Consider the following 24,919-nt stretch of genomic DNA (forward strand, 5'->3'; position numbering starts at 1 on the left):
TCAGTCGGTCTCGACGGCACCGTCGAGCGCCGCCTGCACGAGGTCGTCGAGTGCCATCGCGTCGATCGACTCGTCGGATCCGGTCTGGGTGCCGTCGGCGTGCTCGCCGTCCGGCCCGTCCAGCCCGTCCAGCGCCTCCAGGACGCCGGCGGCGCGCAGCGCGGACAGCGGTGCGGTGGCCAGCAGCCGCCGGATCCGCGCCTCCTCCGCGTCGTCCGCGGCCGGGTCGCCGCCGATGCCGAGCTCGGCGAGCAGGTGCTCGGCCAGGTCGGCGGGCGTCGGGTGGTCGAAGACCATCGTCGTGCCGAGCCGCAGGCCGCTCGCGGCACCGAGCCGGTTGCGCAGCTCCACGGCGGCCAGCGAGTCGAAGCCGAGTTCCCGGAACGCCCGGTCGGGGCCGACGGAGTCCGGGCCGGGGTGCCCGAGGATGTCGGCGCTGTGCTCGCGGACCAGGTCCAGCAGCACGTCCCGGCGGCGCCCAGCGGGCAGTTCGGCGAGCTCGGCGCGCAGCGAGCCGCGGTCGGCGGGTGCCGGTGCGGCGTGCTCGGCGTGGCCGGGCAGTTCGCGCAGCAGCGGGCTGGGCCGGGTCGCGGTGAACGCGCGGGCGAACCGCTCGCCGACCGCGGCGACCAGCGGTGCCGGTTCCGGCCCGGTGGCGAGTTCGTCGAGCGCCCGCAGCGCCAGGTCGGGCCGCATGGCGTCCACGCCACCGCGCTGCGCGCCGTCCGCCGCGTCCTGCCCGGCGGCCATCCCCGCACCGGCCCAGGCGCCCCAGGCGATGGAGGTGGCGGGCAGCCCGGCGGCGTGCCGCTGCTCGGCGAGCGCGTCGAGCACCGCGTTCGCGGCGGCGTACCCGGCCTGCCCGGCGTTGCCGACGGCGGCCGAGGCGGAGGAGAACAGCACGAACGCGGTCGGCTCGTGCTCGCGGGTGAGCTCGTCGAGCAGCAGCGCGCCGGTCACCTTGGTGCGCAGCACCGCGTCGAACCGGTCGGGGGTGAGCCCGTCGAGCACCCCGTCGTCGAGCACCCCGGCCGCGTGCACCACGCCGGTCAGCGGGTGCGCGGCGGGGATGCCGTCGAGCACGGCGGCCAGCGCGTCCCGGTCGGCGACGTCGCAGGCTTCGACGGCGGCGGAGGCGCCGAATTCGGCGAGTTCGGCACGGAGTTCCACGGCCCCGGGCGCGGCCGCACCGCTGCGGCTGAGCAGCACAAGGTGCTGCGCGCCGGCCGCGGCGAGGTGCCGGGCGACCTGGGCGCCGAGGGCGCCGGTGCCGCCGGTGACGAGCACGGTGCCGGTGGGGTTCCACCGCTGCGCGGGCCGTTCGGGCGCGGGCAGCAGCCGGCGGCCGAGGGTGGCACCTGGCCGCACCGCGACCTGGTCCTCGCCGTCGAGCCCGGCGAGCACCGCCGCGAACCGTCCGGCGGTGTCCGCGTCGAGCTCCGCGGGCAGGTCGATCAGCCCGCCCCAGCGGTCGGGGTGTTCGAGCGCGGCGACGCGGCCGAGCCCCCACGCGGCGGCCTGGGCCGGGTGCGGCACGGGTTCGCCGCGCCCGGTGGCGACGGCACCCCGGGTGACCGTCCACAGTGGCGCGTCGAGTCCGGCGTCGCCGAGCGCTTGCAGCAGGGTCGCGGTGCGCGCGGGCCCGACCGGCGCGGCGCGCCCGGTGTCGGTGGTGGCGAGCAGCGAGACCACGCCGTCGATGGCGCGTCCGCCGGTCGCCTCGCGGAGCAGGCCGGTCCAGGCGGCCCGGTCGGGGTCGTCGAGTTCGACGCGCACCGCGTCGTCGAACGCGCCGAGCACGTCGGCGACCTGCTCGGCGCCGCCCGCGGGCAGCACCAGCAGCCAGGTCCCGGTGGGCCGTGCCGTCGATGCGGTGAGCGCCTTCCAGCCGAAGCGGTGCCGCCAGGAGTCGACGATCGACTGCTCCTGCTGCCGTTCCCGCCAGCCGGACAGCGCGGGCAGCACCGCGGACAGCGCGGTGCCGGGCACGTCGAGTTCGGCGGCGAGCTCGTCGTAGTCGGCGTCGGCGACCGCGCTCCAGAACGCGGTATCGGATTCCGCCGCGGCAGCGGGGTTCTCCGGCGCGGGAGCCGTGGTCTCCGGCCAGAAGCGCTCGTGCTGGAACGGGTAGGTCGGCAGGTCGGCGCGGCGGGCGCCGCTGCCCGCGAAGAACTCGGTCCACCGCGGCGTGGTCCCGCTGGTGTGCAGCCGGGCCAGCGCGGTGATCGCGGTCTGCGCCTCGTCCCACCCGGCGCGCTGCGCGGGGACCACGTCGCCCTCGCCGTCGAGGGTTCCGGTGACCAGCGCGGAGAGCACCGCGTCCGGCCCCACTTCGCACCAGGTGCCGACGCCGCGGTCGGCGAGGGTGCGGACGCCGTCGGCGAACCGCACGGCGTGGCGCACGTGGTCCACCCAGTAGCCGGGGTCGCACAGCTGCTCGGCGGTGGCGACCCCACCGGTCAGGTTCGACACGACGGGGATCGCCGGGGCGGCGTAGCCGACTTCCCGCGCGGTGCGGCCGAATTCCTCCAGCATGGTGTCCATCAGAGGTGAGTGAAACGCATGGCTGACCCGCAAACGCCTAGTCTTTCGCCCGTTCGCCGCGAACCGTTCGGCGAGCTCGCGCACGTCCGGCTCGTCCCCGGCGAGCACCAGCGCGGCCGGGCCGTTGATGGCGGCGATCGCGACCCGCTCGGTGAGCAGCGGCGCGACCTCCTCTTCGGTGGCCTGCACCGAGATCATGGCGCCGCCGGCGGGCAGCGCCTGCATCAGCCGGGCGCGGGCCGCGACGAGCCGCACCGCGTCCGGCAGCGAGAACACCCCGGCGAGGTGCGCGGCGACGAGTTCCCCGATGGAGTGCCCGGTGAGGAAGTCCGGTCGCACGCCCCAGGATTCGAACAGCCGGTAGAGCGCGACCTCGAACGCGAACAGCGCGGGCTGGGTGAACCCGGTCTCGTCGAGCAACGCCGCATCAGCGCTGCCCGGCTCGGCGAACATGATCTCGCGCAGCGGCCGCTCCAGTTCGAGGTCCAAGTGCGCGCACACCTCGTCCAGCGCGGCCGCGAACACCGGGAACCGGCCCGACAACTCACGTCCCATCCCGGCCCGCTGCGCGCCCTGACCGGAGAACAGGAACGCGAGCTTGCCCGGTTTGGCGCCGCCGCCGCGCAGCAGGTTCGGCGCGGTGCCGCCGCCGGCGAGCGCGGTGAGCCCGGCGCGCAGCTCGGTGCGGTCGGTGGCGAGCACGGCGGCCCGGTGTTCGAAGTGCGCGCGGGTGGTGGCCAGCGAGCACGCCAGGTCGGCCAGGTCGGACTCGGTGCCCAGCAGCAGTTCCGCCTGCGCCCGCAGGGCTTCCGGGGTGCGCGCGGAGACGACGACGGGCAGCGGGCCGGGGTCCGCGACCGGTTCCGGCGGCGCCTCGGCGTCCGGGGCCTGTTCGAGGACCACGTGCGCGTTGGTGCCGCTGGCGCCGAAGGAGGACACGGCGGCGCGGCGCGGGCGACCGGTGCTCGGCCACCCGGTGCGTCCGGTGAGCAGTTCCACCGCTCCCGAGGACCAGTCGACGTGCGTGGAGGGCCGGTCCACGTGCAGCGTCCTCGGCAGTTCGCCGTGCCGCATCGCCAGCACCGACTTGATGACGCCCGCGACGCCGGAAGCGGCCTGGGTGTGCCCGATGTTCGACTTGATCGAGCCGAGCAGCAGCGGGGCGTCCCGGTCCTGGCCGTAGGTGGCCAGCAGCGCCTGCGCCTCGATCGGATCGCCGAGCGAGGTGCCGGTGCCGTGCGCCTCGACGGCGTCCACATCGGACGGTTCGAGGCCCGCGGCGGCGAGCGCCTTGCGGATCACCCGCTGCTGGGACAGCCCGTTCGGCGCGGTGAGCCCGTTCGAGGCCCCGTCCGAGTTGACCGCGGACCCGCGCAGCACCGCCAGCACCTGGTGCCCGTGCCGCCGCGCGTCGGAGAGCCGTTCCACGACGAGCATCCCGACGCCTTCGGACCAGCCGGTGCCGTCGGCGGTGTCGGCGAAGGCGCGGCAGCGCCCGTCCGGGGACAACGCGCCCAACTCGCCGAACTCGACGAAGCCGACCGGGGTGGACATCACCGTCACGCCGCCGGCGAGCGCGACCGAGCACTCCCCGGTGCGCAGCGCCTGCACCGCCTGGTGCAGGGCGACCAGCGAGGACGAGCAGGCGGTGTCCACGGTGACGGCGGGGCCTTCCAGCCCGAAGGTGTAGGCGAGCCGCCCGGAGATGAGGCTGGCGGACTGCGCGGTCTGGGCGTGCCCGACCTGACCCGCCGGTGGCCGGTAGTCGCCGGAGCCGCCGCCGACGAACACGCCGGCGTCGGTGCCGCGCAGCTGCGCCGGGTCGATCCCGGCGCGTTCCCACGCCTCCCACGCGGCTTCGAGCACGATGCGCTGCTGCGGGTCCATCACCATCGCTTCGCGCGGCGAGATGCCGAAGAAGCCGGGGTCGAAGTCGGCGACGTCGTGGAGGAATCCGCCTTCCTTGGTGCCCAGCGCGGTCAGGTCCCAGCCGCGGTCGGTGGGCGCGGGACCGATGGCGTCGGTCTCGTCGAGCAGCAGCCGCCACAGGTCCTCCGGCGAGCGGACGCCGCCCGGGTAGCGGCAGCTCATGCCGACGATGGCGATCGGGTCGTCGTCCGGTGCCGCGACGGCCGCGACGGGCTCGGTGCCGGGACGGGTGCCGGTGAGCTCGGCGAGCAGGTGCGCGGCGAGCGCGTCCGGCGTCGGGTGGTCGAACACCAGCGTGGCGGGCAGGGCGAGGCCGGTGGCCGCGCCGAGGGCGCCGCGCAGGTCCACGGCGGTGAGCGAGTCGAAGCCGAGGTCGCGGAACGGCAGGTCCGGTTCGACGGCGTCGGCGCCGCCGTGCCCGAGGACGTCCGCGGCGGCGGTGCGCACCAGGGCGAGCAGCCGCTCGGCGCGCTCCGGTTCGCCGAGCGCGGCGAGCTCCTCGCGCAGCGAGCCGCCGTCCTCGGTCGCGGTGTCGCCGAGCGCGGCCGCGGGGATGTCGTCGAACAGCGCGCTGCGCCGCGTCGCGGTGAACGCGGGTGCGAAGGTCTCCCACCGCACGTCGGCGAGCACGAGCGAGCGCTCCGGTCCGCCCAGGGCGCGGCCGAGCGCGGTGGCGGCCAGGTCCGGGTCCAGCGCGGGGAGCCCGTTGGCCCGGCGGTGCGCCGCCGATCCGTCCGATGTGGACTCCCAGGCGCTCCAGGCGAGCAGCCGGGCGGGGATGCCGTCGGCGGTCAGGCGGTGCACCAGCGCGTCGAGCCGGGCGCCGTCGGCGGCCGCCTGCTGCTGCCCGCGCACTCCCCACACCGCGGCGATGGAGGTCATGAGCACGAACGCGTCGAGGGGTTGTCCGGCGAGCAGCGCGGCGAGCTCTTCGGCGTCCGCGACCGGGTCGTCCCCGGCGGCGGCTTGCACGACGGTGGTGATCGGGCCGGGCGCGGCGTCGAGGACTTCGCGGAGGTCGGCGGTGCCCGCGCGCAGCACGTGCTCGGCGCCGTCGGCGGCGAACCGGCGGCTCAGGTGCTCGGCGGAGTCGTCGGCGCCGACGACGAGGACGGTGCCGTGCGGTCGCCACGGGTCGGCGGGCGCGGACGCGGTCTGGAGCCTGCGCCCGTAGGCGCCCGCGGCGCGCAGCGCGACCTGGTCCTCGGTGCCGCCGAGGACGGCGGGCAGCCGGTCCGCGGCGCGCCGGTCGGCGGTCGCGGGCAGGTCCACGAGCCCGCCCCAGGCTTCGGGTTCGTCCAGCGCGAGCACGCGGCCGCGGCCCCACAGCGCGGCGGCCTCGACCTCGGGCAGCTCGGCGCGGCCGACGGCGACGGCGCCGCGGGTGAGGCACCACAGCGGTGCGGTGATCCCGGCTTCGCGCAGCGCGGGCAGCAGGGCCAGCGGATCGGTGCCGGGCAGGGCGACGACCACCGCGTAGTCGTCGCCGAGCCCGCCGGTGGCGGCGGGGTCGCGGACGTCGGCGCCGGGCAGGGCCTCCAGCACCGCGGTGGTCCAATCGGCGTCCCGCTCCGCCGCGGGGACGAGCACCAGCCAAGGGCCGGTGGACCGGCGGGTGGTGGTGATCGGCTTCCAGCCGATCGCGTACCGCCAGCCGTCCACGGCGGCGTGCTCGCGGCGGTGGCGGCGCCAGGCCGACAACGCGGGCACCACCGCGGACAGCGACGCGTCGTCGACGTCGAGGGAACCGGCCAGCGCGGCCAGGTCCTCCCGCTCGACGGCGGCCCAGAACTCGGCGTCCACCGGGTCGGTGGCGGTGGCGGCGCCCGGTTCGGGCCAGTAGCGCTCCCGCTGGAACGGGTAGGTGGGCAGCGCGATCCGGCGCGCCCCGGTGCCCGCGAAGTGCTCCGCCCAGTCCGGGCTGCGGCCGTGGACGTGCAGCCGGGCCACGGCGGTGCCGAGCGCGGTCTCCTCGTCCCGGTCGGCGCGCTGGGTGGCCACGACCAGCGGCCCGTCCGCGGGCAGCGACTGCCGGGCGAGCGCGGCGAGCACCCCGTCCGGCCCGAGTTCCACGAACCGGGTGGTGCCCGCCTCGTGCAGGGTGCGGACGGCGTCGGCGAACCGCACGGCCTCGCGCAGGTGCCGCACCCAGTACTGCGCGCTGCCCAGTTCGGCCGGGTCGGCGACGGTGCCGGTCAGGTCGGAGACCACCGGGATCTCCGGGGCGTGGAACTCGATTCCGGCGGCGGTGCGGCGGAATTCGTCCAGCACCGGGTCCATCAGCGGCGAGTGGAAGGCGTGGCTGACGGTGAGCCCGCGGGTGCGGCGGCCGAGGTCGCCGAAGTGCGCGGCGATGCGCTGCGCTTCGGCGGTGTCGCCGGAGACGACGACGGAGTCGGGCCCGTTGACGGCGGCGATCGCGACCCGCTCGGTGAGCTGCGCGGTCACCTCGTCCTCGGTGGCCTGCACCGCGATCATCGCTCCGCCGGTGGGCAGCGCCTGCATCAGCCGGGCCCGGGCGCCGACGAGCTTCGCGGCGTCCGGCAGCGAGAACACGCCCGCGACGTGCGCGGCGGCCAGCTCGCCGATGGAGTGCCCGGTGAGCAGGTCGGGCCGCAGGTCCCAGGATTCGAGGAGCCGGTAGAGCGCGACCTCGAACGCGAACAGCGCGGGCTGGGTGAACCCGGTCTCGTCGAGCAACGCCGCATCAGCGCTGCCCGGCTCGGCGAACATGATCTCGCGCAGCGGCCGCTCCAGTTCGAGGTCCAAGTGCGCGCACACCTCGTCCAGCGCGGCCGCGAACACCGGGAACCGGCCCGACAACTCACGTCCCATCCCGGCCCGCTGCGCGCCCTGACCGGAGAACAGGAACGCGAGCTTGCCGGGTCCGGTGTCGGTGCCGCGCGCGACCTCCACCGCGCCGTCCGGCCCGGCCAGCAGCACCGCCCGGTGCCGCAACGCGGCGCGCCCGGTGGCCAGCGAGAAGCCGACGTCCACAGCGGAGGCATCGGTTCCGCTGGTGCGGCCGGTGAGCCGCGCGAGCTGTTCGTCCAGCGCCTCCCGGGTGCGGGCCGACACCGGCCACGGCACGATCCGCGGCCGCACCAGCACCTCCGGTCCGGGTTCGAGCTCGGGCGCCTGTTCGAGGAGAACGTGCGCGTTGGTGCCGCTCACGCCGAACGCGGAGACCCCGGCGCGGCGCGGCCGGCCGGTCTCCGGCCACGGCCGCGGTTCGGCGAGCAGCGCCATCCCGGCGGCGTCCCAGTCCACGTGCGGGCTGGGCCGCTCGGCGTGCAGCGTCTTCGGCAGCACCCCGTGCCGCATGGCCAGCAGCACCTTCACCACTCCGGCGACACCGGCGGCGGCCTGGGTGTGGCCCAGGTTCGACTTGATCGCGCCGAGGTGCAGCGGTTCGGTCCGGTCGCGGCCGTAGGTGGCCTGCAACGCCCCGGCTTCGATCGGGTCGCCGAGGGCGGTGCCGGTGCCGTGCGCCTCGACCGCGTCCACGTCGGCGGCGGTGAGCCCGGCGTCGGCGAGGGCCTGCCGGATCACCCGCTGCTGGGACGGCCCGTTCGGGGCGGTGAGCCCGTTCGACGCGCCGTCCTGGTTGACCGCGCCGCCGCGCACCACGCCCCACACCTCGTGGCCGTGCCGCCGCGCGTCGGAGAGCCGTTCCAGCACGAGCACGCCGACGCCTTCCGACCAGGCGGTGCCGTCGGCGTTCGCGCCGAACGCCTTGCAACGCCCGTCCGGGGCGAGCCCGCTCTGCGCGCTGAACTCGACGAACGAGTCCGGCCCGGACATCACCGAGACGCCCCCGGCCAGCGCCAGCGAGCACTCCCCGGAACGCAGCGCCCGCACCGCCCAGTGCAGCGCCACCAGCGAGGACGAGCAGGCCGTGTCGACGGTGACCGCCGGTCCTTCCAGCCCGAGCGAGTAGGACAACCTGCCGGAGAGCACGCTGGCGGTGTTGCCGGTGGCCACGTGCCCGCGCACGTCGGCCCCGGCGGCGCGCAGCAGCTGCGGGTAGTCCTGCCCGTTGGTGCCGATGAACACGCCGGTGGCGCTGCCGCGCAGCCCGTCCGGGGCGATCCCGGCGCGCTCCAGCGATTCCCAGGTGGTCTCCAGCAGCAGCCGCTGCTGCGGGTCCATCGCCAGAGCTTCGCGCGGCGAGATCCCGAAGAACGGCGCGTCGAAGTCGGCGACCCCGTCCAGGAAGCCGCCTTCCCGGGTGGCGGAGTCCCCGGCGGCGAGGGCGGCCAGGTCCCAGCCGCGGTCGGTGGGGAACGGCCCGATCGCGTCGGTCCCGTCCGCCAGCAGCGTCCACAGGTCCTCGGGTCCGCGGACCCCGCCGGGGAAGCGGCAGCCGATGCCGACCACGACGACCGGATCGTCCGCGGCGGCCCGCGCGACCGGTACCGGCGCGGACGCGGGCAACGAGCCGAGCAGTTCGGCGAGCAGGAAGTCCCGCAGCGCCACCGGGTTCGGGTGGTCGTAGACGAGCGTGGCCGGCAGCGCCAGGCCGGTCGCCGCGCTGAGCGCGTTGCGCAGCTCGACGGTGGTCAGCGAGTCCAAACCGAGGTCCTGGAACGCCCGGTCGGCGGGGACGTCGGCGACGGTGGCGTGGCCGAGCACCGCGGCGACCTGCGCGAGCAGCAGGTCCAGCACGGCCTGCCCGCGGTCGGCTTCGGGCAGCGCGGCGAGGGTGGCCCGCAGTCCCGGTGCGTCCGGCGCGGTCGCCGGTTCGGGCCGGCCCAGCTGCCGCACCGCGGGGATCTCGGTGACGAGCGCGCGGGAGGCGGGGAACGCGGCGGTGAACCGCTCCCAGTCGATGTCGGCGACGGCGAGCGCGGTGTCCTGCTGCTCCAGCGCCCGGTGCAGCGCGGCGACCGCTCGCCGCGGCTCCATCGGGGTGAACCCGCCACGGCGCACCCGCTGCCGCACGCCGTCCGCGTCGGCGGCCATGCCCGCTTCGGCCCACGGCCCCCAGGCGAGCGAGGTCGCGGGGCGGCCGGTGGCGCGGCGGGCTTCGGCGAGCGCGTCGAGGGCGGCGTTCGCGGCCGCGTAGTTGCCCTGGCCCGCGGCGCCGAAGGTGCCCGCGGTGGAGGAGAACAGCACGAACGCGTCGGGCTCGACGTCCGCGGTGAGCTCGTCGAGGTGCTGGGCGGCGCGGACCTTCGCGCCCCAGACCTGCGCGAACCGGTCGGGGGTGAGCGAGTCGAGGACGCCGTCGGCGACGACCCCGGCGGTGTGCACCACGGTGCGCAGCGGCAGCTCGGCGGGGATCTCGGCGAGGACGGCGGCCAGCGCATCCCGGTCGGCCACGTCGCAGGCGGCGATGGTGACCCGGGCGCCGTGCCCGGCGAGTTCGGCGCGCAGCTCGGCGGCGCCGGGCGCGTCGGCGCCGCGGCGGCTGAGCAGCAGCAGGTGCCCGGCGCCCGCGGCGGCGAAGGAGCGGGCGACGTGCCCGCCGAGCCCGCCGGTGCCGCCGGTGATGAGCACGGTCCCGGCACCGATCGGCGGTGCCGCCTCCCCGGTGGCGGGTGCGGGCACCAGGCGGCGGGCGAACGTGCCCGCCGAGCGCAGCGCCAGCTGGTCCTCGGGTCCGCCGAGCGCGGCGCGGAGCCGGTCGGCGCCCGCGCCGTCGGCGGGCAGGTCGACCAGGCCACCCCAGCGGGCGGGCTGTTCCAGCGCGAGGACGCGGCCGAGCCCGGACAGCGCGGCCTGCGCCGGATCGGGGGCCGGGTCGGCGCGGCCGACCCGCACCGCACCCCGGGTCACGATCCACAGCGGAGCGTCGATGTCGGCGTCGGCGAGGGCGTGCACCGCGGCGGTGGTGAGCGGCAGTCCGCCGGGCACCTCGGGGGCGTCCGGGTGCGGTGGCGCGTCCCAGGACAGCAGCGAGACGACTCCGGCGAATCCGGCGCCGCGCTCCGGGAATCCGGCGTCCTCGGCTTCGGCGCGCAGCCGCCACGCCAGTTCGGCGCGGTCCGCGCGGTGCACCTCGACGCGCACCGCGTCCGCGCCGAGCGCGGCCAGCACGCCGGCCGTGGCGGCGGCGTCGGCGTCCTGCGCGGTGAGCACCAGCCACGGCCCGGCCGGTGCGGTGCCGTCGCCGCGGACCGGACGCCATTCGGTGCGGTAGCGCCAGCCGTCGACGGCCGTGGTCTCCCGCCGCTTGCGCCGCCACTCGGCGAGCGCGGGCACCACCGCGGCCGCGGTGTCGTCGTCCAGGTCGAGCTGCGCGCGCAGCGCCCGGGTGTCGGCGCGGTCGACGGCGGACCAGAACTCGGCGTCCACCGGGTCGGCGGCGGTCACCGGTGCGGCGGCCGGTTCGGGCCAGTAGCGCTCGTGCTGGAACGGGTAGGTGGGCAGGTCGATCCGGCGCGCGCCGGTGCCCGCGAAGCACCCGCCCCACTCCACGGGGGTGCCGGTGACGTGCAGCCGGGCCAGCGCGGTGCTGACCGCGGCCACCTCGTCGCGGTCCCGGCGCAGCAGCGGTTGCAGCACCGCCTCGGCGGGAACCACCTCCCGGGCCAGCGCGGTGAGCACCCCGTCCGGCCCGAGCTCCAGGAAGGTCCGCACGCCCGCGTCGGCGAGCCACCGGGCGCCGTCGGCGAAGCGCACCGCTTCGCGCACGTGCGCCACCCAGTGCTCGGCGTCGATCCGCGCGGGCGCGCCGGTCAGGTTGGACACGACCGGGATCGTCGGGGCGTGGTGGGTGAGGGACTCGGCGACGGCGCGGAACTCCGCGAGCATCGGCTCCATCAGCGGCGAGTGGAACGCGTGGCTCACCGGCAGCCGCGTGGTGCGGCGCCCCAGCTCGGCGAAGTGCGCGGCGACCCGCTCGGCCTCGGCGGCGGCGCCCGAGACCACGACCGACTCGGGGCCGTTGATCGCGGCCAGCGACACCTGCGCGGTCAGCAGCGGGAGGACCTCTTCTTCCGCCGCCCGCACCGAGATCATCGCGCCACCGGCGGGCAGCGCCTGCATCAACCGGCCGCGGGCGGCCACCAGCGCGCACGCGTCCGGCAGCGACAGCACCCCGGCCACGTGCGCGGCCACGATCTCGCCGACGGAGTGCCCGGTGACGTGGTCCGGCACGATCCCGCAGGACTCGACGAGCCGGTGCAGCGCCACCTCCAGCGCGAACAGCGCGGGCTGGGTGCAGTCGGTGCGGTCCAGCAGCTCCGCCTCCGGGCTGCCGGGCTCGGCGAACGCGATGTCGCGCAGCGGCCGGTCCAGCACGGCGTCGAAGTGCGCCAGCACCTCGTCGAAGGCGTCGGCGAACACCGGGAACCGCGCGTGCAGCTCGCGGCCGGTGCCCGGGCGCTGGCTGCCCTGACCGGTGAACAGGAACGCGGTGCGCCCCGCTCCGGCATCCGCGCCGCGCAGCAGGTTCGCGGCCGGTGCGCCGTCGCGCAGCGCGGTGAGGCCGCGCCGCAGCTCGTCCCGGTCGGCCGCGAGCACGGCGGCCCGCTGCTCGAACCGGCCGCGCCCGGTGGCCAGCGAGTAGGCCAGGTCCAGCGGTTCCGCACCGTCCACAACGGACAGGGCCTGGTCCGCCTGGGCGCGCAGTGCCGCCTCCCCCCGGCCGGACAGCAGCACCGGCACCACGCCGCGGCGCGGCTCGCGGGCCTCGACCTCGACGGGCGGAGCCTGTTCGAGGACGGTGTGCGCGTTGGTGCCGCTGAGCCCGAACGAGGACACCGCGGCCCGGCGCGGGCGACCGCTGTCGGGCCACGGGACCTGGTCGACGGGCAGCTCGATCGCCCCGGACGTCCAGTCCACGTGCGAGGACGGTTCGGCGACGTGCAGGGTCCGCGGGACGAGGCCGTGCCGCAGCGCCTGCACCACCTTGATCACGCCGGCGACACCGGAGGCCATCTGGGCGTGCCCGATGTTCGACTTGATCGAGCCCAGCAGCAGCGGATGCTCCCGCTCCTGGCCGTAGGTCGCCAGCAGCGCCTGCGCCTCGATCGGATCGCCGAGCGCGGTACCGGTGCCGTGCCCCTCCACCACGTCCACTTCGGACGGTGCGAGTCCCGCGTCGGCCAGCGCGGCGCGGATGACCCGCTGCTGCGCCGGGCCGTTCGGCGCGGTCAGGCCGTTGGAGGCGCCGTCCTGGTTGATCGCGGAGCCGCGCACCACGGCCAGCACCTCGTGCCCGTTGCGACGCGCGTCGGACAGCCGCTCCACCAGCACCAGCCCGATGCCCTCGGCGAGGCTCATCCCGTCGGCGTCGTCCGAGTAGGCCTTGCAGCGGCCGTCGGCGGCCATCGCCCGCTGGCGGCTGAACCCGACGAACGCGCTCGGCGTGGACATCACCGACACGCCGCCGGCCAGCGCCAGCGAGCTCTCCCCGCTGCGCAGCGACCGGCAGGCCAGGTGCAGCGCCACCAGCGAGGACGAGCAGGCGGTGTCCAGCGTGACCGCGGGGCCCTCCAGTCCGAACAGGTAGGACAACCGGCCGGACAGGATGCTGGACAGCGCACCGGTGATCAGGTGGCCTTCGGAGCCGTCGGCGGTGTGCGCCTGGTAGTCCTGGTAGCTGGCGCCGATGAACGCCCCGGTGCTGCTGCCGCGCAGCGCCGCCGGGTCGATCCCGGCCCGCTCGAACGCCTCCCACGCGGTCTCCAGCAGCAGCCGCTGCTGCGGGTCCATCGCGAGCGCTTCGCGCGGCGAGATCCCGAAGAAGCCCGCGTCGAAGTCGGCGACGTCGTGCAGGAACCCGCCCCGCGTGGAGTAGGTCTTGCCCGCCCGGTCCGGGTCCGGGTCGTAGAGCCCGTCGGCGTCCCAGCCGCGGTCGGCGGGGAACTCGGAGATCACGTCCTCGCCGCGCAGCACCAGGTCCCACAGCTGTTCCGGGGTGGCCGCACCGCCCGGGTAGCGGCAGCTCATGCCGATGATGGCGATCGGTTCGTCGTCCACCGGCCGCACCTCGGCCGGGCCGCCGGTGCCCGCGGAACCGGCGAGCTCGCCGCGCAGGAACTCCACCAGCGCCCGCGGGTTCGGGTGGTCGAAGACCATCGTGGCGGGCAGCACGAGCCCGGTGGCGGCGGCGATCCGGTTGCGCAGGTCGACGGCGGTGACCGAGTCGAAGCCGATGTCGCGGAAGGCGCGCTGCTCGTCGAGCGCGTCGGCGGAGGTGTGCCCGAGCGCGGTGGCGGCCTCGGCGCGCACCAGGTCCAGCAGCAGCCGCCGCTGCTCGGCGGCGGGAAGCGCGTGCAGCCGGGCCGCGAACTCGCCGCCCGCGCCGGTCTGCTCGGCCTGCTGCCGCCGGATCTCGCGCACGGCGGGGATCTCGTCGAACAGCGCGGTGGGCCGGGCCGCGGCGAACACCGGGTGGTAGCGCGCCCAGTCCACGTCGGCGACGGCGAGCGCGGTGTCGTCGTGGTCCAGGGCGGCGCGCAGCCCGGTCAGCGCGGTCTCCGGCGGCATGAACACGAGGCCGCTGCGGCGGATCGCCTCCGGGTCGACGCGGCCGAGCTTCTGGTCGTCGGCCCAGATCCCCCAGGACACGGAGGTGGCGGGCAGGCCGCGGGCGCGGCGGTGCTCGGCGAGCGCGGCCAGGTGGGCGTTGCCCGCGACGTAAGCGGCGTGCTGCCCGCTGCCCCACATGCCCGCTGTCGAGGAGAACAGCACGAACGCGTCGAGTTCGGCGGGCTGGTCGGGGTGGTCCGGGTCGAGCAGTTCGTCCAGCAGCCGCGCGCCGACGACCTTGGCGCGCAGCACGTCGGCGAAGGACTCGGGGGTGGCCTCGTCGACGGGCTCCAGGCCGATGAACGCGGCGGTGTGCAGCACGGTGCGCACGGTGCGGCCGTCGGCGGCGAGCCCGCACAGCAGGCCGCGCACCGAGTCCCGGTCGGCGAGGTCGCAGGGCAGCACCTCGGCGTCGGTGCCGAGCTCGGCGAGTTCGGCGACCAGCTCGGCCGCCCCGGGCGCGTCGGCGCCGCGGCGGCTGGTGAGCACCACGTGCTCGGCGCCCTGCCGCGCCAGCCAGCGCGCCAGGTGCGGGGCGAGGGTGCCGGTGCCGCCGGTGATCAGGGTGGTGCCGCGCGGCCGCCAGCTCCGGGCCGGGGCGCGGTCGCCGACGGGCGCGGGCACGATGCGGCGCGCGTGCACGCCGGAGGCGCGGATCGCGAGCTGGTCCTCCCCCGTCGTCCCGGCGAGCACCACGGCGAGCCGCTGCCCGGCGCGCTCGTCGAGCTCCGCGGGCAGGTCCACGACGCCGCCCCAGCGCTGCGGGTGCTCCAGCGCGGTGGTCCAGCCGAGGCCGTGCACCTGCGCCTGCGCGGGGCGGGTGACCTGGTCGGCGCGGCCGGTGGCGACGGCGCCGCGGGTCAGCGCCCACAGCGGGGCGTCGATCCCGGCGTCGCCGAGGGCCTGCACGAGCACGAGGCTCAGCGCGAGGCCGCGGGCGAGCTCGGGGTGCCCGGGGCAGGGCGTCTCGTCCAGCGCCAGCAGCGAGACGACGCCAGCCGCCTCGGTCTCGGCGAGCAGCGCGGCGAGGCGTTCCCGGTCGAGGTGCCCGTCGTCCAGCTCGACGCGCTGCGCGGTGGCGCCGTGCGCGGTGAGCACGGCGGCGACCTCGGCGTCGGCGGCACCGCCGGTGCCGCACACCAGCCAGGTACCGGTCAGCTCGGCGTTCCCGCCGCCGCGCAACGGGGTCCACGTGGCGCGGTACCGCCAGGAGTCCGCTGTGGACGCTTCGGCGCGGCCGCGGTGCCAGCTGGACAGCGCGGGCAGCACCGCGGCGAGCGAGTCGGCGTCCACGTCGAGCCGGTCGGTGAGCGCGGCGAGGTCCTGCTGCTCGACGTCGGCCCAGAACCCGGCTTCGGCGACGCCGACCTCACCGGCGGCGGTCCGCGGCGCGGCGGACAGCGCCCACAGGTGTTCGTGCTGGAACGCGTAGGTGGGCAGCTCGACGCGGCGCGCCCCGCCGAGCAGCGGGGTGAAGTCGACCTCGACGCCGCGGGCCAGCAGCTCGCCTGCGGAGAGCAGGAACCGGTCCAGGCCGCCGTGGTCGCGGCGCAGCGTGCCGCCGGTGATCACGTCGGTCGCGGCCTGCTCGGCGGTCTCCTGCACGGCGGCGGTGAGCACCGGGTGCGGGCTGATCTCGACGAACACGCCGTGGCCCTGCTCGGCGAGGGCGCGCACGGCGGGTTCGAAGCCGACGGTGCCGCGCAGGTTCCGATACCAGTACGCCGCGTCCATCCCGGTGGTGTCCAGCCAGTCCCCGGTGACGGTGGAGAAGAACGGGACCTCGGCGGCGGCGGGGCGGATCGGGGCGAGCACGTCGAGCAGTTCCGCTTCGAGGGCTTCGACGTGCGCGGAGTGCGAGGCGTAGTCGACGGCCACCCGGCGGGCCCGCACCTCCTCGGCGGTGAGGCGTTCGTGCAGCGCGTCGAGCGCGTCCGGGTCGCCGGAGACGACGGTGGAGCCCGGCCCGTTGATCGCGGCGATGGACACCCCATCGACGATCCGCTCCCGCACCTGGTCGGCGCCGAGCGCGACGGACAGCATGCCGCCCGCCCCGGCGAGCCCGGCGGCGATGGCGCGGCTGCGCAGCGCGACCACCCGCGCCGCGTCGTCCAGGTCGAGCGCCCCGGAGACGCAGGCGGCGGCGATCTCGCCCTGGGAGTGCCCGAGCACCGCGTCCGGCCGCACCCCGTGGTGCCGCCACAGCGCGGCGAGCGACACCATCACGGCGAACGACGCGGGCTGCACCACGTCCACCCGGTCCAGCGACGGCGCGTCGGGTGCCGCGCGCAGCACGTCGAGCAGCGACCAGTCCACGTGCGGGGCGAGCGCGGCGGCGCAGTCGGCGATCCGCGCGGCGAACACGGGCGATTCGTCGAGCAGCCGGGCGCCCATCCCGGCCCACTGCGAGCCCTGCCCGGGGAACACGAACACGGTGCGCCCGGCGGCGGTGGCGGTGCCCTGCACGAGCCCGGTGGCGGGGCGGCCGGCGGCGAACTCGGCGAGCGCGGCCCGCAGCGCGGCGGAGTCGTCGCCGACGAGGACGGCGCGGTGCTCGAACCGGGCGCGGGTGCCGAGCAGCGAGTGCGCGACATCGGCGGCCGGGTGCTCGATCGCGGCGAGCCGGGCGGCCTGGGCGCGCAGCGCCGGTTCGGTGCGGGCGGACAGCACCCACGGCACCGGCCCGGCGGGCGCCTGCTCGGTCGCGGGTTCGGGTTCGGGTTCGTGCTCCAGGACCGCGTGCGCGTTGGTGCCGCTGATCCCGAAGGAGGACACGGCGGCGCGGCGCGGCCCGCCGGTCTCCGGCCAGCCGGTGTTCTCGTGCAGCAGTTCCACGCCGCCCGCGGTCCAATCGACGTGCGTGGACGGCCGGTCGGCGTGCAGGGTGCGCGGCAGCAGGCCGTGCCGCATCGCCAGCACCACCTTGATCACGCCGACGACGCCCGCCGCGGACTGGGCGTGCCCGAGGTTGGACTTGGCGGAGCCGAGCAGCAGCGGCGCGTCCGGATCGCGGTCGTGGCCGTAGGTCCGTTGCAGCGCTTGGGCTTCGATGGGGTCGCCGAGGGCGGTGCCGGTGCCGTGCGCCTCCACCGCCTGCACGTCCGATGTGGACAGTCCGGCGTTGGCGAGGGCCTGCCGGATGACGCGCTGCTGCGCGGGCCCGTTGGGTGCGCTGAGCCCGTTGGAGGCGCCGTCCTGGTTGACGGCGCTGCCGCGCACCACGGCCAGCACCGGGTGCCCCCGGCGCCGCGCGTCGGAGAGCCGTTCGACCAGCAGCACGCCGACGCCTTCGGACAGCGCCATGCCGTCGGCCCCGTCGCCGAACGCCTTGCAGCGCCCGTCGCGGGCCAGCGCGCGCTGGCGGCTGAACGCGACGAACGCGGCCGGGTCGGCCATCACGGTGGCTCCGCCGGCCAGCGCCAGGTCGCTCTCCCCGGTGCGCAGCGACTGGCAGGCCAGGTGCAGCGCGACCAGCGAGGACGAGCAGGCGGTGTCCACGGTGACGGCGGGGCCTTCCAGCCCGAACAGGTAGGACAGCCGGCCGGACAGCACGCTGGGGCTGGTGCCGGTGACGGCGTGGCCTTCGGAACCGTCGGCGGAGCCGCTGCCGTAGTCCTGGAAGCTGGAGCCGATGTAGGTGCCGGTGCGGCTGCCGCGCAGCGCCCCGGGGTCGATGCCCGCGCGCTCGAAGGATTCCCACGCGGTCTCCAGCAGCAGCCGCTGCTGCGGGTCCATCGCGAGGGCTTCGCGCGGGGAGATGCCGAAGAACGCCGGGTCGAATTCGCCCGCGTCGTGCAGGAATCCGCCCTGCGTGGCGTAGGTGGTTCCGGCGCGATCGGGGTCGGGGTCGTAGAGCCGGTCGGCGTCCCAGCCGCGATCGGTGGGGAACTCGGTGATGGCGTCGGCCCCGTCGGTGAGCAGCTCCCAGAACCGCTCGGGCGTGTCGGCGCCGCCGGGGAAGCGGCAGGCCATGCCGATGATGGCGATCGGCTCGCCGGTGTCGCCGGCCGCCGCCGCGGTCGTGGTGCTCGCCCCGGCGCCGACCAGTTCGGCGCGCAGGTGCTCGGCGAGCGCCGCCGCGTTCGGGTGGTCGAAGGCGAGGGTGCTGGGCAGCGCGAGCCCGGTGGCGGCGGCGAGCCGGGTGCGTAGTTCGACGGCGGTGAGCGAGTCGAAGCCGAGTTCGCGGAACGCGCGGCGCTGCGGGACCGCCCCGGCGCCGGAGTGGCCGAGCACGGCGGCGGATTCGGCGCGCACCAGTTCCAGCAGCAGGTCCCGCTGGGCGTCCGGGTCGAGCCCGCGCAGCCGCGCGGCCAGCTCCCCGTCCGGCTCGGCCTGCTCGGTGCCCGCCCGCCCGAGCGCGCGGACCTCGGGCAGCTCGGACAGCAGCGGGCTGGGCCGGGCCGCCGTGAAGATCGGGTGGTAGCGCGCCCAGTCCACGTCGGCGACGGTGGCGGTGGTGTCGTCGTGGGCGAGGGCGCGGTGCACCTCGGCGACGGCGGTGTCCGGGTCGAGCGCGCCGAGGCCGCTGCGGCGCAGCTGGTCGGCGACGGCCTCGTCGGTGGCCATGCCCGCCTCGGCCCACGGCCCGAAGGCGAGCGCGGTGGCGGGCAGGCCGCGGGCGCGGCGGTCCTCGGCGAGCGCGTCGAGCTGGGCGTTCGCCGCCGCGTAGGCGCTCTGCCCGCCGCTGCCCCAGGTGCCGGCGATGGACGACAGCAGCAGGAAGAAGTCGAGCTCGCGGTCGCCGAGCAGGGCGTCCAGGTGCACGGCCCCGGCGATCTTCGCGGCGGCGACGGCCGCGAACTCGGCGGGCGCGGTGTCCTGCAGCGGGGTGGCCTGCCCGGTTCCGGCGGCGTGCACCACTCCGGTGAGCTCGGGAAGCTCGGCGAGCAGCGCGGCGAGGGCGTCCCGGTCGGTCACGTCGCAGGCCGCGATCCGCACCTCGGCGCCGAGCCCGCGCAGGTCGTCGGCGAGTTCGGCGGCGCCGGGCGCGTCGGGTCCGCGGCGTCCGGTGAGGACCAGCCGTTCCGCGCCGGCTTCGGCCAGCGAGCGGGCGATGCGGGCGCCGAGCGCGCCGGTGCCGCCGGTGATGAGCACGGTGCCGCGCGTCGTGAACCCGGTGGCCGCGGCGGAGATCGGGTGGTGCAGCAGCCTGCGCCCGGCGAGGCCGGTGGCGCGCACCGCGACCTGGTCCTCGCCGTCGAGTCCGCCGAGCACGCGGGCGAGCCGGGCACCGGCCTGCCGGTCCGGGTCGGCGGGCAGGTCGACGAGCCCGCCCCAGCGCTGCGGGTGCTCCAGCGCGACGACGCGGCCGAGCCCCCAGGTGGCGGCCTGAACCGGGCTCGCGATCGGGTCGTCGACGCCGGTGGACACCGCACGCGACGTGATCATCCACAGTGGAGCCTCGTACCCGGCGTCGCCGAGGGCCTGCGCGAGCGCGGCGTTGAGCACCAGCCCGGTGCTCAGCGCCGGGTGCACCGGGTGCGGGCGTTCGTCGGCGGCCAGCACCGACACGACGCCGGTGCGCGACGGCTCGCCGAGGAGTTCGGCGATGGTCTCCCGGTCGGCACCGGGCTCCAGCAGCAGTTCGTCGACGTCCGCGCCGTGCGCGCGCAGCGCGGCCGCGACCGGACCCGTACCGGTAGCCCCGGTGCCGACGAGCAGCCAGGTCCCGGTGAGCACCGCCGGGGCGGGCGTGCTCAGCGGGTGCCAGTCCACCCGGTAGCGCCAGGAGTCCAGCAGTTCCCGCTCGTGCCTGCGCTGCCGCCAGGACGCGAGCGCGGGCAGCAGCGCGTACAGCGCGGCGTGCTGCGAGTCGGCGAGGCCCAGCAGGTCGGCGAGCTCCTCGCCCGCGCCGCGGTCCACCGCCGTCCACAGCCGCTCGTCGGCCGGGTCCGTGGCGGGGACCGCGGCGGTGGTCTCCGGCCAGTACCGCTCGCGCTGGAACGCGTAGGTGGGCAGGGCGACGCGGCGCGCGCCGGGGTGCGCGGCGGCCAGGTCGACCGGGGTGCCGCGGACGTGCAGCCGGGCCAGCGCGGTGGTCACCGACAGGTCCTCGCCGCGGTCGGCACGCAGCGCGGGCACGAACTCGGCGTCGTCGCCGAGCACGTCCTGCGCCATCGCGGACAGCACCCCGTCCGGGCCCAGTTCCAGGTAGGTGCGGGTGCCCGCGTCGGCGGCGGTGCGGACCGCGTCGGCGAACCGGACGGTGGCGCGGGCGTGCCGCACCCAGTGCTCGGGGGTGCGCACCTCGTCCCCGGCGAGCTCGCCGGTGACGCCGGAGATCAGCGGGATCCGCGCGGCCCGGTAGTCGAGTCCTTCGGCGACCTGCCGGAATTCGTCGAGCATCGGGTCGACCAGCGGCGAGTGGAACGCGTGGCTGACGCTGAGCCGCTTGGTGCCGCGGTCGGCGAACCGCTCGGCGAGCGCCACCGCTTCGGCCTCGTCGCCGGAGATGACCACGGAGGCCGGGCCGTTCACGGCGGCGATCGCGATCCGCTCGGTGAGCAGCGGCGCCACCTCGTCCTCGGTGGCGCGCAACGAGATCATCGCGCCGCCGGGCGGCAGCGCCGCCATCAGGCGGGCGCGGGCGGCGACCAGGGCGCACGCGTCGGGCAGCGACAGCACCCCGGCGACGTGGGCGGCGGCGAGCTCGCCGACGGAGTGCCCGGCGAGCCGGTCGGGCACCGCGCCGCGGGCCTCGACGAGCCGGTACAGCGCCACTTCGAGGGCGAACAGCGCGGGCTGGGCGTAGCCGGTGTCGTCCAGGTCGGCGGTGTCGTCCAGGTCGGCGGCGCGGGCCAGCAGCAGCTCGCGCACCGCGGGGTCGAAGTGCCCGAGCACCTCGTCGAGCGCGGTGGCGAACTCGGGGTACCGCCCGTGCAGTTCGGCGCCCATCCCGGCGCGCTGGCTGCCCTGGCCGGTGAACAGCGCGGTGAGCCCGCCCGGCTCCCCGGCCTCCCCGGTCACGATCCCGGGGTCGGGGCGGTCGGCGGCGAGGGCGCGCAGCGAGTCGAGCAGCGCATCCCGGCCGGTGCCGAGCACGACGGCGCGCTGCGGGAACGCGGTGCGGGTGGTGGCCAGCGAGCGCGCGACGTCGGCGGGCCGGTGGCCGGGGTGCTCGTCGAGGAAGGTGACGAGCCGGGCGGCCTGGGAGCGCAGCGCGGCGCGGGTCTTGCCGGACAGCGGCCAGGCCACCGGCACCTCGGTCCCGTCCGCGAGTTCCGGGGTGCCCGCGACTTCCGGGGCGCCGTCGGGTTCCGGAGCGACCCCGGGTCCCGAAGCGGCCCCGGGTTCCGGGTCGGCCGCGGGCTCGGGCCGTTCCAGCACGAGGTGCGCGTTGGTGCCGCTGATGCCGAACGCGGACACGGCGGCGCGGCGGGGCCGCCCGGTCTCCGGCCAGGGGACGTCGGCGGTGAGCAGTTCCACCGCGCCGTCCGCCCAGTCCACGTGGGTGGAAGGCGTCTCGGCGTGCAGGGTGCGGGGCAGCACGCCGTGCCGCATCGCCTGCACCACCTTGATGACGCCCGCGACCCCGGCGGCGGCCTGGGTGTGCCCGAGGTTCGACTTGATCGACCCGAGCCGCAGCGGCTCCGCGCGGTCCTGCCCGTAGGTGGCCAGCAGCGCCTGCGCTTCGATCGGGTCGCCGAGCGAGGTGCCGGTGCCGTGCGCCTCGACGAGATCGATGTCCGACGTGGACAGATCGGCCGCGGCGAGGGCCTGCCGGATCACCCGCTGCTGCGCGGGCCCGTTCGGTGCGGTGAGCCCGTTCGAGGCCCCGTCCTGGTTGACGGCGCTGCCGCGCACCACCGCGAGCACCTCGTGCCCGTGGCGCCGCGCGTCGGAGAGCCGCTCCAGCACGACGATGCCGACGCCCTCCGCCCAGCCGACCCCGTCCGCGTCGGCGGAGAACGCCTTGCACCGCCCGTCCGGGGACAGTCCGCGCTGCCGGGAGAACTCGATCAGCGCCGCCGGGGTGGACATCATCGTCACGCCGCCCGCGAGCGCCAGCGAGCACTCCCCCGCCCGCAGCGCCTGCATCGCCCAGTGCATCGCCACCAGGGAGGACGAGCAGGCGGTGTCCACGGTGACCGCCGGTCCTTCCAGGCCCAGCGCGTAGGACACCCGCCCGGAGGCGACGCTCGGCGAGGTTCCGCTGCCCTGGTGCCCTTCGAAGTCGCCGCCGGCGAGCACCGCGCCGTAGTCGTTGTACATCACCCCGGCGAACACACCGGTCCGGCTGCCGCGCAGCGCGGCCGGGTCGATCCCGGCCTGCTCGATCGCGGACCAGGAGGTCTCCAGCAGCAGCCGCTGCTGCGGGTCGGTGGAGATCGCCTCGCGCGGGCTCATCCCGAAGAAGCCCGGGTCGAATTCGGCCGCGTCGTGCAGGAACCCGCCGGAGCGGGCGTAGGAGGTACCGGTGCGGTCCGGGTCCGGGTCGTAGAGCGCGTCGAGGTCCCAGCCGCGGTCCACCGGGAGCCCGCTGATCGCGTCGGTGCCCTCGGACACCAGCCGCCACAGCTCGTCCGGCGAGGTCACCCCGCCCGGGTAGCGGCAGGCCATGCCGACGATCGCGATGGGATCGCCGGACACCGCGACCGCGTCGGCCTCCCCGGTGGCGGCGTCGTCCTCGCCGAGCAGTTCGGTGCGCACGTGCGCGGCCAGCGCCCGCGCCGTCGGGTGGTCGAACACGGCGGTCGCCGAGGTGCGCAGCCCGGTGGCGGTGGCCAGCCGGTTGCGCAGCTCCACGGCGGTCAGCGAGTCGAACCCGAGTTCCTGGAACGCGCGGTCCGGGTCCACATCGGACACCGCGGTGTGCCCGAGCACGGCGGCGACCTGGGTGCGCACCAGCTCCAGCACCGCCGCGGCGCGGTCGGCCGCCCCCAGCGCGCCGAGCCGCCGCGCGAGCCCGGCCGACGCGGCGGAGCCGGTGGCAGCCCGCCGGGCCGGGGTGCGGATCAGGCCGCGCAGGAAGGCGGGGACCTCGCCGCGGGAACGCAGCACCGCGAGGTCCAGCCGCACCGGGGCGAGCACCGCTTCCCCGGTGGCGGTGGCCGCGTCGAACAGCGCGATCCCCTGCGCGGGTTCCAGCGGCGGGGTGCCGGTGGCGGTGAGCCGGCGCAGCTCGGCCTCGGCCAGCTCCCCGGTCATGCCCCCGGTGGACGCCCACGGGCCCCAGGCCAGCGAGACCGCCGGGAGCCCGGCGGCGCGGCGGTGCGCGGCGAGCGCGTCCAGGTAGGCGTTGGCGGCCGAGTAGTTCGCCTGCCCCGCGGCGCCGACGACGCCGGCCAGCGAGGAGAAGGTGGTGAACTCGGCGAGCGGGTGGTCCCGGGTCAGCTCGTGCAGGTTCCAGGCGGCGTCGACCTTCGGCCGCAGCACGGCCGCGAGCCGTTCCGGGGTGAGCGCGTCGAGCAACGCGTCGTCGAGGACTCCGGCGGCGTGCAGCACCGAGGTCAGCGGGTGCGCGGCGGGGATCTCGGCCAGCAGCGCGGCGAGGGCGTCCCGGTCGGCGGCGTCGCAGGCGGCGACGCGCACCTGGGCGCCGTGCTCGGCGAGGTCGGCGACGAGCCGGTCCACGCCCTCGGCGTCCGGGCCGCGGCGGCTGGTCAGCAGCACGTGCCGCACGCCGTGCTCGGCGACGAGGTGGCGGGCGAACAGGGCGCCGAGCCCGCCGGTGCCGCCGGTGATGAGCACGGTGCCGTCCGGGTCGCGTTCCGGTGCGGCGTCGGCGGAGATCGGCGCGCGGGCCAGCCGCGCCGCGTGCAGCCGTCCGTCCACGATGGACAGCTGGGGTTCGTCGGCGAGCGCGAGCGCCGCGGGCAGCTGCGCCGCGGCGGCGGTGTCGAGGTCGACCAGCCCGAACCGGCCGGGGTGTTCGGCCTGCGCAGTGCGGACCAGGCCCCACACCGCGGCGGCGGCCAGGTCGGCGCCGTCGCGGGCGCCGCGGGTGACGACCACCAGCCGGGCCGCGACGTCGGCGTCGAGCACCCGCTGGGCCTGTTCGAGCACGCGGGCGGTGCACGCGTGCACCTGCTCGGGTGCCGCCGCGGGCGAGCGCACCGGCAGCACGACGACCTCGGTGTCCGCGGGCACCGCGTCCAGGTCGGCGACCTCCACCGCACCGGACGGGAGTGCGTCCCAGGGCACCTCGCCGACGGGCGGGAGCACCGCCACCGAGCCCGGATCGGCGGTGGCCGCGATCGGCGTCCAGTCCAGCCGGAACAGCGCGTCCCGGGCGGCGGCGGGCCTGCGGGCTCCGAGCGGGCGCAGCACCAGCGATTCCACCTCGGCCACCGGTTCCCCGGCCGGGTCGGCCACCGACACCGCGACCGCGTCCGGCCCGGCGGGTGCCAGCCGCACCCGGGCCGCGGTCGCGCCGGTGGCGTGCAGGGTGACGCCCTCCCAGGCGAACGGCAGCGCCGGTTCCGCGGCGTCACCGGCCCCGGCGGCGGCGTGCAGCGCGGCGTCCAGCAGCGCCGGGTGCACCCCGAACGCCTCGGCTTCGGCGGCGGCCACGGGCAGCTCCACCTCGGCGAACACCTCGTCGCCGCGCCGCCAGGCCGCGCGCAGGCCGCGGAAGGCGGGACCGTAGTCCAATCCGGCCGCGGCGAACCGCTCGTAGAGCCCGTCGAGGTCCACGGGTCGCGACCCGGCGGGCGGCCACTCCGGGCCGAAGTCCGCCGGGGTGCCGCGCGCGGTGTCGAGCACGCCGGTGGCGTGCCGCGTCCACGGCTGCTCCTCGGCGCCGTCGGGGCGGGAGTAGAGGCTCAGCTCCCGGCTCCCGGTGTCGTCGGGCCCGCCGAGCCACACCTGCACCTGCACCGCGCCCTGCTCGGGCAGCACCAGCGGCGCGGCCAGCGTCAGCTCCCGCACCCGGTCGCAGCCCGCTTCGTCCCCGGCGCGCAGCGCCAGCTCGACGAACGCGGTGCCGGGCAGCAGGATCTCGCCGCCGACCGCGTGCTCGGCC

Annotated in this window: 1 protein-coding gene (running past one end of the window); it reads right to left on the reverse strand. The window is 77.0% G+C overall.

All coding sequences use genetic code 11. The annotated features are described in order from the left end of the window. A protein-coding gene (locus tag LCD33_RS09785) for a type I polyketide synthase (RefSeq protein ID WP_374228440.1) crosses the window boundary here: on the reverse strand, positions 1-24,919 show its 3' portion. It continues 2,819 nt past the right edge of the window; the window shows 24,919 of its 27,738 coding nt (coding positions 2,820-27,738); its start codon lies beyond the right edge, outside the window; it ends in the stop codon at positions 1-3.

This window comes from Saccharopolyspora sp. 7B, assembly GCF_020177435.1.
GTDB classification, from domain to species: domain Bacteria; phylum Actinomycetota; class Actinomycetes; order Mycobacteriales; family Pseudonocardiaceae; genus Saccharopolyspora_C; species Saccharopolyspora_C gregorii.